The sequence below is a fragment of the Azorhizobium doebereinerae UFLA1-100 genome, from assembly GCF_000473085.1.
GTDB lineage: Bacteria > Pseudomonadota > Alphaproteobacteria > Rhizobiales > Xanthobacteraceae > Azorhizobium > Azorhizobium doebereinerae.
On sequence record NZ_AXBA01000092.1, the window covers coordinates 1 to 1744 of the forward strand.

1 protein-coding gene and 1 pseudogene are annotated in these 1744 nt (G+C 58.8%); one reads left to right on the forward strand and one right to left on the reverse strand.

All coding sequences use genetic code 11. The annotated features are described in order from the left end of the window. Positions 1 to 25: 25 nt before the first annotated feature. A pseudogene (locus YU1_RS31365) lies at positions 26 to 326 on the reverse strand (transposase); the annotation flags it as partial. Between the two features lie 254 nt (positions 327 to 580). Between YU1_RS31365 and YU1_RS0125650 the strand changes: the two are divergent. Further along, complete coding sequence (locus YU1_RS0125650) at positions 581 to 1540, forward strand: sensor domain-containing diguanylate cyclase (protein ID WP_084540143.1); 960 nt, start codon at positions 581 to 583, stop codon at positions 1538 to 1540. The last annotated feature ends 204 nt before the right edge of the window (positions 1541 to 1744 follow it).

Consider the following 1744-nt stretch of genomic DNA (forward strand, 5'->3'; position numbering starts at 1 on the left):
ACATGGCGCGGATCTAAAACAGCAGGCGGTGCTCGGCGATGAACGCGTACTTCACTTTGCATCCTTGGCGAAGTACGCGGCCGCCTTTTTAGGATGTCGCGCTCCTCCGTCACGCGCTGCAACTCGCGCTTCAGCCGGCGGACCTCCGCGGCCTGATCGTCATCGCGGGCCACGGCGGCAGGCTTGCCGTACCGTTTCCTCCACTCGTAGAGCGAGTACTGGCTGATCCCCAGCCGCGCAGCCATCTCCGCAACCGGATAGCCCCGCTCGGTGATCTGAACGACCGCGTCGCGCTTGAAGTCCTCGGTGAAGTTCGCTTTGCCCATCGGGGCCTCCTTACCTCAAAATTTAGGGAAGAAGGCGTCCAGGAATCTAGGGGGGGGCAAGCTGTACAACCATGGGGCTGCATCCGGATCCCCTTCCCTGAGATCGAGCAGATCAGGTTCAGGCAAGGAGAAGCGCGCATACTCATCCAGATTTTCGCAGCGCGAACAGACCATCTGAAACCAAAAATAGCAGGTCTTCTGGCCGTAGCCATTTATCCACGCCACCTAAGAACGCCTGACCCCCGAGGTACAAAATGGCCTTCCGTCCCACATTACGCCGCTTGCTAGGGCGCGATTCCGCAACGCATAAGGATGCTGAGGCCACCTTTCGCAGGGTGGTGGAACATAGCGCGGACGTCATCTGCCGGGTCGCTCACGGGCAGTTCTGCTACGTATCCCCATCCGCGTTGAACATGTTCGGATGGGAGCCGCAGGCGCTTATCGGCACGGACGGTACGCACACCGTATTTGAGGATGATCGGCCAATTATCGAAGCGATGATTGGCCGTTTGATGTCGGGTCAACAAAACCAGACCGCCGTTCAGATTAGGGTACTCTGTGGAGATGGATCGCTCAAGTGGGTAGAGACGACCGCGCGGGTTGAAGCCCCGGACTTGGCCTGCGAGACAATTCTGGTGATGCGTGACATCACAGAACGCAAGCGATTGGAAGAAGAGCTTGCGGCAATGGTTCTTCAGGACGGCCTTACTGGGTTGGCGAACCGCCGGGCTTTCGATCAGAACTTTGATCGAGAATGGAAGCGCACGCTTCGCACAGGCGGAGAGATGGCTCTCGTACTTCTCGACATCGATAATTTTAAGGAGTTCAACGACCTTTACGGCCACCAGGCGGGTGATAACTGCCTGCGAACCGTTGCCAGCTGTATCAGCGAACTGGCACGTCGTCCCACTGATATGGCGTGTCGATATGGTGGTGAGGAAGTGGTGGTCGTTCTCGGTAGCACGAGTCTGGACGCTGCGGTCTCGATCGCGGCAGAAATGCGATTTCGTGTGGCGGCTCTGGGGATTCCCCATCAGGGCAGTACTTGCGCCAATCATATCACGGTGAGCATCGGTGTAGCGGCGGCGATAGCCCGCTCCGGTGGCTCCATGAAAATGCCGGAGGGGCTGCTTCAGGCGGCGGATCACGCCCTGTATAAAGCCAAGGCCGGCGGCCGCAATCGCGTTGAACAGGCAATGCTCAACTCCGCCTGAACAGTAGTCATGCCAAGAGAGTGTCACACTTAGAGTGCTCGATCCTTCGACCGCTTGGGCAGAAGAGCCGTCAACGCATGGTCGCGCTCACGAGTCCAGAACAGCGCAGTTTGAACTGATGGGGTGGATGCCCCCTCCAGCGGGCACGTATTGTGTCCGGGCAGCGCCGTGGTGGCGCTTTCAGGGGAGGAGCACATGCCAGAT

Excerpts from the sequence above, each read along its gene's own strand:
- YU1_RS0125650 (WP_084540143.1), top strand. The coding sequence starts at position 581 with ATGGCCTTCCGTCCCACATTACGCCGCTTGCTAGGGCGCGATTCCGCA.